The organism is Streptomyces sp. FH025, assembly GCF_017427025.1.
In the GTDB taxonomy this organism is placed as follows: Bacteria; Actinomycetota; Actinomycetes; order Streptomycetales; family Streptomycetaceae; genus Kitasatospora.
The window spans coordinates 1-6,963 of sequence record NZ_JAFLNG010000420.1; the positions used below are offsets into that span (position 1 = coordinate 1).

Annotated in this window: 6 protein-coding genes and 1 pseudogene; 4 read left to right on the forward strand and 3 right to left on the reverse strand. The window is 72.9% G+C overall.

The window, feature by feature from the left end; all coding sequences use genetic code 11:
• Window positions 1-302, reverse strand: a 302-nt coding sequence (locus J0670_RS25580) for a gamma-glutamyl-gamma-aminobutyrate hydrolase family protein (RefSeq protein ID WP_207814020.1), incomplete at its 3' end; no start/stop codon positions are given.
• A 154-nt stretch (window positions 303-456) separates the two neighbouring features.
• Here J0670_RS25580 and J0670_RS25585 point away from each other — a divergent pair.
• From J0670_RS25585 to J0670_RS25600, 4 genes are all read left to right on the forward strand, one after another.
• The gene (locus J0670_RS25585; RefSeq protein WP_207814021.1) at window positions 457-1,857 is read left to right on the forward strand and encodes a glutamine synthetase family protein; all 1,401 of its coding nucleotides are present in this window, start codon (window positions 457-459) and stop codon (window positions 1,855-1,857) included.
• Between the two features lie 3 nt (window positions 1,858-1,860).
• The gene (locus J0670_RS25590; protein WP_207814022.1) at window positions 1,861-3,228 is read left to right on the forward strand and encodes an aldehyde dehydrogenase; all 1,368 of its coding nucleotides are present in this window, start codon (window positions 1,861-1,863) and stop codon (window positions 3,226-3,228) included.
• Between the two features lie 6 nt (window positions 3,229-3,234).
• Entirely contained in the window at window positions 3,235-4,023 is a 789-nt protein-coding gene (locus tag J0670_RS25595; RefSeq protein ID WP_207814023.1) for a 3-oxoacyl-ACP reductase, read from the forward strand.
• 112 nt (window positions 4,024-4,135) lie between these two features.
• Complete coding sequence (locus J0670_RS25600) at window positions 4,136-5,272, forward strand: DUF2510 domain-containing protein (protein ID WP_207814024.1); 1,137 nt, start codon at window positions 4,136-4,138, stop codon at window positions 5,270-5,272.
• A 137-nt stretch (window positions 5,273-5,409) separates the two neighbouring features.
• Here J0670_RS25600 and J0670_RS25605 read toward each other — a convergent pair whose 3' ends face one another.
• Window positions 5,410-6,330 (reverse strand): lytic polysaccharide monooxygenase, encoded by a 921-nt coding sequence (locus J0670_RS25605; protein WP_207814025.1) that lies wholly within the window; start codon window positions 6,328-6,330, stop codon window positions 5,410-5,412.
• 247 nt (window positions 6,331-6,577) lie between these two features.
• Window positions 6,578-6,963, reverse strand: a pseudogene (locus tag J0670_RS25610) (amino acid deaminase/aldolase); the annotation flags it as partial.

The window sequence follows — 6,963 nt, forward strand, 5'->3', positions numbered from 1 at the left end:
AGCAGCGCCACCTCCCAGGCGTCCCGCTCGGGCGAGTCCACCTCCGTCGCCGGATGCGCCGGCTCCCCGTAGTAGCCGGGGTCGATGTCCGGCCCGCCCGCGATGACCAGGGCGTCCAGCCGGGCGAGCACCTCGGGCGCGCGCTCGGGACTGTCGGGCGGCAGCAGGACGGCGATCCCGCCGGAGTCCTGGACGTACGCGGTGTACCGCTCCGGCACCAGGGCCACCCGGCGGCCCCGCCAGTCGCTCCAACTCGCGTTCACCAGATAGGTGCTGACACCGATGAAAGGCCTGCGATCCATGGCGCGCATTCTCCTCCCGTACCGTCTGATACACCGTCAACCTCGCATGTCGGCGCGCCACACCCGTCCGCCCTCTTCCGCCCCGCGAGTCGCAGGCCGTACGGTTCGCTGTGACCGCTTGATCTCGAAGAGTGATCGAGGAGGAGGGTTCGTCATGCCCGAGTCCGTCGTGCCCGAGAACGCCGCCGCGGGCTCGCCGCCCCGGCCGCCGCTGACCCTGGACGAACTGCGCATCCTGGTGGACGCCGGAGAAGTGCACACCGTCGCGCTCTCCTTCACCGACATGCAGGGCCGCCTCCAGGGCAAACGCTTCGCCGCCCGCTTCTTCCTCGACGAGGTGGCCGAGAACGGCGCCGAGGCCTGCGACTACCTGCTGGCCGTGGACGTGGACCAGAACACCGTGGACGGCTACGCCTTCTCCTCCTGGGCCACCGGCTACGGCGACTTCGCGATGCGCCCCGACCTCGCGACCCTGCGGCTGACCCCCTGGCAGCCCGGCACCGCCCAGGTCACCGCCGACCTCGCCCGGCACGGCGGCCACCCGGTGGACGCCGCCCCGCGCCAACTGCTGCGCCGCCAGATCGAGCGGCTCGCCGAGTACGGCCTGGCCGCGGACATCGGCACCGAGCTGGAGTTCCTGGTCTTCCGCGACACCTACGAGCAGGCCTGGCTCGGCGGTTACCGCGGCCTGACCCCGGCGAACCTCTACAACGTGGACTACTCGATGCTGGGCACCGCCCGGGTCGAGCCGCTGCTCGCCCGGATCCGCAACGAGATGGCCGGCGCCGGGCTGACCGTGGAGTCCGCCAAGGGCGAGTGCAACCTTGGCCAGCACGAGATCGCCTTCCGCTACGCCGACGCCCTCACCACCTGCGACCAGCACAGCGTCTACAAGACCGGCGCCAAGGAGATCGCCGCCCAACAGGGCTGCGCGCTCACCTTCATGGCCAAGTACGACGAGCGCGAGGGCAACAGCTGCCACATCCACCTGTCGCTGCGCGATGCCGTAGGAGCCCCCGCCTTCGCCGGCCGGGACGGCCGGATGACCGACACCATGCGGCACTTCCTGGCCGGACAGCTCGTCGCCCTGCGCGAGTTCAGCCTGCTGTACGCGCCCAACATCAACTCCTACAAGCGCTACCGCCCCGGCTCCTTCGCCCCGACCGCCGTCGCCTGGGGCCGGGACAACCGCACCTGCGCCTACCGGGTGGTCGGCCACGGGCAGTCGCTGCGGATGGAGAACCGGGTGCCCGGCGGCGACGTCAACCCGTACCTCGCGGTGGCCGGCATGATCGCGGCCGGTCTCTACGGCCTCCAGCGCAAGCTGGACCTGCCGGCGCCGTGCCTGGGCAACGCCTACGCGGTGGACGAGTACGCCCGGGTGCCCGGATCGCTGCGCGAGGCGGCCGGGTTGTGGGCGGAGAGCGAACTGGCCCGTACGGCCTTCGGCGACGACGTCGTCGAGCACTACCTGAACATGGCCAGGGTCGAGCAGTCCGCCTACGACGGGGCCGTCACCGACTGGGAGCGCTACCGATCCTTCGAACGGATGTGAGGCATGACCGAGCCGCCCGTCAGCACCGTCCGCAACCCCGCCACCGGCGAGGTGCTCGCCACCGTCCCGGACACCACCGCCGAGCAGTTGGACGAGGCCGTCCGGCGCGCCGACAAGGCCCAGGCGGGCTGGGCGGCGCTGGCGCCCGGTGAACGCGCCCGGCTGCTGCGCCGGTTCGCCGACCAGGTCGAGGTGCACGTCCCCGAACTGGCGGCCCTGGAGGTCGGTGAGGCCGGACACACCCTGGGCAACGCCCGCTGGGAGGCCGGCAACGTCCGCGACCTGCTGGAGTACGCGGCCGGGGGAGTGGAACGCCTGACCGGCCGCCAGATCCCGGTGCCCGGCGGACTGGACGTGACCTTCCACGAACCGGTCGGCGTGGTCGGGGTCATCGCCCCCTGGAACTTCCCGATGCCGATCGCCGCCTGGGGCTTCGCCCCCGCCCTCGCGGCCGGCAACGCGGTGCTGCTCAAGCCCGCCGAGGCGACCCCGCTGACCGCGCTGCGACTGGCCGAACTCGCCCTGGCCGCAGGCCTGCCCGAGGGCCTGTTCCAGGTCGTCCCGGGCGCCGGAGGCACCACCGGCCGGGCCCTGGTCGACCATCCGGCGGTGCGCAAGATCGTCTTCACCGGCTCGACCGTCGTCGGCAAGGAGGTCGCCGCCCGCTGCGCCGCCCGCGCCAAGCGGGTCACCCTGGAACTCGGCGGCAAGAGCCCCAACCTGGTCTTCGCCGACGCCGACCTGGCCCGCGCCGCCGACCCGATGTCCTTCGCCGACAACAGCGGCCAGGACTGCTGCGCCCGCAGCCGGATCCTGGTCCAACGCGAGGTGTACGAGGACTTCCTCGCCCTGCTGCTGCCCGCCGTCGAGGCGCTGCGCACCGGCGACCCGACCGACCCGGCCACCCAGCTCGGCCCGCTGATCTCGGCCGGTCAGGTCCGCCGGGTCGCCTCCTACGTCACCCCCGACCTGCCCGTGCTGGCCCGCGGCGAGGTGCCGGACGGCCCCGGCTACTGGTACCCGCCCACCGTTCTCGCGCCCACCGACCCGGAGTCCCCCGCGGTCACCGAGGAGATCTTCGGCCCGGTCGCCGCCGTCCTGCCGTTCACCGACGAGGCCGACGCGCTGCGCCTGGCCAACGCCACCCGCTACGGCCTGTCCGGCTCGATCTGGACCAGGGACGTCGGCCGGGCGCTGCGCCTGGCCCGGGGCGTACGGGCGGGCAACCTGTCGGTCAACTCGCACTCCTCGGTGCGCTACTGGACGCCCTTCGGCGGCTACGGCGAGTCCGGCGTGGGCCGCGAGCTGGGGCCGGACGCGCTGCGCCACTTCACCGAGACCAAGAACGTCTTCATCCACAGCGAGGAGTGACGGCCGATGACCGAGAAGGACGAGATGGTCTGCCGCCGCCTGGTCGGCCGCACCGCCGTGGTCACCGGGGCGGGCAGCGGGATCGGCCTGGCCGCCGCCCGCAGGCTCGCCTCGGAGGGGGCGAAGGTGGTCTGCGCGGACCTGGACGAGGAGACCGGGCGGGCCGCCGCCAAGGAGGTCGGCGGGCTGTTCGTGCACACCGACGTCACCGACCCGTACATGGTCGAGGCGCTGTTCGACGAGGCGTACGAGACCTACGGCAGCGTGGACGTGGCCTTCAACAACGCGGGCATCTCCCCGCCGGAGGACGACTCGATCCTGACCACCGGCCTGGAGGCCTGGCGGAAGGTCCAGGAGGTCAACCTGACCTCGGTCTACCTGTGCTGCAAGGCCGCGCTGCCGTACATGCGCCGGCACGGGCGGGGCTCGATCATCAACACCGCGAGCTTCGTGGCCCGGATGGGCGCGGCCACCTCGCAGATCTCGTACACCGCCTCCAAGGGCGGGGTGCTGGCGATGTCCCGCGAGCTGGGCGTGCAGTTCGCCCGGGAGGGGATCCGGGTGAACGCACTGTCGCCCGGGCCGGTGGACACCCCGCTGCTGCGCGAGCTGTTCGCCAAGGACCCGGAGCGGGCGGCCCGGCGGCTGGTGCACATCCCGCTCGGCCGGTTCGCCCGGGCCGAGGAGATCGCCGCTGCGGTGGCCTTCCTGGCCAGCGACGACTCCTCGTTCATCACCGCGAGCGAGTTCCTGGTGGACGGCGGCATCTCCGGGGCGTACGTCACCCCGCTGTGACGGGCACCGCGCGGCGCGGGCGGGGGGTTCTCACCGTAATCTCATCGAAAACCCCGGGAATTCCGGGCTGCGCTGATTTCGCGTTTATCCGGCTGCGCTTAGATTCTCTGCTGTGAGTGAGCAGATTCCCGCCGGGTGGTACCCGGACCCGAAGGACACCAGCGACCCGAGACCGCAGCGCTGGTGGGACGGCAAGGGCTGGACGGCCAGCACCCGGCCCGCACCCTCGGACGCCCCGCAGCCGGAGCCTCCGGCGGCCGGGGCCCCGGGGCCGGGAGCGGCGGAGCAGCCCACGGTGCTGGAGGGCGAGGTGCTGGACGGCGGACCGACCGTCCGCTACCCGGAGCCGCCGCCCTTCGGTGCCGCCTTCGGCGGGCCCGCCGAGCGGCCGCGCAAGGCCCGGCGCAAGCCCTCCAAGCTGGTGGTGGCCGCGACCGTCGCCGCGCTGCTCGGCCTGGGCGCCGGCTCGGGGATCACCTACCTGGCGATGGACAACCACGACTCCCGCCCGCACCGCACCGCCGGCCGGCAGCAGCAGCCGGCACCGGGCGACGACGCCGGTCCGTTCGGCGGCTTCCCGGGCCTGGGCGGCGGAAACGGCGGCAGCGGTGGCAGCGGCGGCAAGGGCGGCAACGGGGGCGGCAGCGGCAAGCAGCGCCCCGGCGCCGGGAACGCGATCGACGTGGTGAACAAGCTCACCCTGCCCGTCCCCACCGGCTGGGAGGCCGGCACCACCCCCGACGGCTACGCGGCGATCAGTGTCGGCCAGTACACCTGCGCGGACAGCACCGACCAGTGCAGCCTCGGCGGCGTGAACACCGGCCGGATCGACGGCGGCGGCACGGACGTCCAGGCGGCGGCCAAGGCGGACATCCAGAAGGCCGCCGATGACTCCTACAAGGGCATCACCGGGCACCAGGAGCTCAAGTCGGAGGCCGTGAAGGTCAACGGCCAGGACGGCTACCTGGTCCGCTGGAAGGTGGACGTGGCCAAGGGCAACAGCGGCTACGTGCAGACCGTGGTCTTCCCGTCCACCGACGGCAAGGCGCTGGTCGCGGTGCACTTCGGCTTCGACATCGCCGACAAGTCGCCGGACGTCGCCGTGATGGACACCATCGTCAAGGGCATCGCCGACTACAAGGGCAAGGTCCCGTCCATCCCCGGCCTGCCGGACATTGGCGGCGGCACCGGAGCCGGCGGTGCCGGGGCCCCGGGCAGCACCGGAGGCGCGGGGACCGAGAACACCTGAGCGCCCGGGCCCGTCGGGAGACGGGCCCCAGCTCCTCACACACGCCGCCGTTCGTCGCCCCAATGGGAACCACGGGCCAACGGGAACCACGGGGCCGGGCCGGACGGGGGTGAGCCGGCCAGGCCCCGTGTCCGGCGTCAGGAGTCGCGTCGAACAGCCTCGACGCGACGGCGCCGGAGCACCATGCCCGCCCAGCCGACACCGAGGGCGGCGGCACCGGCGAGCAGCAGCGGACCGGTGGCCGAGGTGTCGGCCACGGCCGCGGAGGTGGTCGGGATCACCTGGCCGGCCGGGGAGTTGGGGTCTCCGCCGTGCCCGTGGTGGGCGACCGTGGACTTGGAGGCGTCGGCGGCGATCTGCGCGTCGCTGGGCGCGGCCGGCGCGGCGAACGAGGAGACGGCCGGGGCGCCGGCGGTGGTGGTCTTGCCGAAGTCGACGTCCGAGCAGCTGTAGAACGCCTCCGGGCTGTCACTGCGCTGCCAGACCGTGTAGAGCAGCTGGCGGCCGGTGCGCTGCGGCAGGGTGCCGGAGTAGGTGTAGACCCCGTTGGTGGCGGTGCGGTCGACCTGCACCTGGGCCACCGGGGTCGGGTCGAGGTCCGACCACTTCAGCGGCTTGGTCGGGTCGTAGGTCGGCTTGGTGATGTAGACGGTCTGGGTGCCGACGTGCGGCGCGGTGGTGCGGAACTGGAAGGTGAAGCTGCCCGCGCTCACCGAGGTGGCCGGCCAGTCGGTGCGCGGCCAGTCCAGGGCCGCGTACTTGTCGCGGTTGGCCGAGCAGAGGTGGCCGTCCGGGATCAGCGCCTGGCTGTTGCCGTTGGCGTTGGCGATGTTGACCTCGTTCCAGTCGTACAGCGGCTGGGTGCCGCTCGCCGCGACGAGGTCCTTGCAGACCTGCGAGACCGGGTGCTCCGGGCCCTCCGCGTAGCAGGCGGCGATCCGGCTGACGGGGTTGGTCATCGTGCCGTGGGCGCTGGCGGTGCCGGCGGTGGCGGTGGCCACCGCGAGGACCGCGGCGCCGACCACGCCGACGGACAGGGCGGTTCGCTTGATGGACATGGGGTGGGGACTCCTTGACCGTCGTTCCGGGCGGGTGTGGGGGAGAGCGGACACGCCTGTCCGTTCGGGGGCCGCCGGCCCGGATCGCGGGCCCCCGGCCGAAGCGTAGGATTGGTCTGGACCAGATGGCAATAGCCGTGCGTGCTGCGCTTGTTGACGGACTGTAGGCCCCGAACAGGCAAAAGGCCCGAGGGAACGGCCGGGTTAGGCGTTCCATCGGGCCCGCTTAAGGCTGTGGAAAGACTTGTCAGAGGAACGTCCTGCCCTCGCCCCGGTAGGTCGGCACGGTCCGGACGATCCGGTCGCCCTCGATCAGGTGCAACTCCGCGAAGCGCTCGCACAGTTCGCCCGCCTTGGCGTGCCGGAACCAGACCCGGTCACCGATCAGCAGGTCGTCGGCGGCGGAGCCGAGCAGCGGGGTCTGCACCTCGCCCGCGCCCTCCATCGGGTCGTAGCGCAGCCCGGGCGGCAGGTACGGCACCGGCGAGCGGTCCGGCCCGGCCGCGCCGGAGGCCGGGTAGCCGCCGCCGAGCACCGTCACCACCCCGACCCCGGGGCGGCGCACCACCGGCTGGCCGAACAGCGCGGCCGGACGGCCCCGGAAGGAGCGGTAGTTGTCGAACAGCCCTGGCG

What these genes read in the sequence shown, in the direction of transcription:
- J0670_RS25590 (WP_207814022.1), top strand. Translation starts at nt 1,861, where the DNA reads ATGACCGAGCCGCCCGTCAGCACCGTCCGCAACCCCGCCACCGGCGAG.
- J0670_RS25595 (WP_207814023.1), top strand. Translation starts at nt 3,235, where the DNA reads ATGACCGAGAAGGACGAGATGGTCTGCCGCCGCCTGGTCGGCCGCACC.
- J0670_RS25605 (WP_207814025.1), bottom strand. Translation starts at nt 6,330, where the DNA reads ATGTCCATCAAGCGAACCGCCCTGTCCGTCGGCGTGGTCGGCGCCGCG.
- J0670_RS25585 (WP_207814021.1), top strand. Translation starts at nt 457, where the DNA reads ATGCCCGAGTCCGTCGTGCCCGAGAACGCCGCCGCGGGCTCGCCGCCC.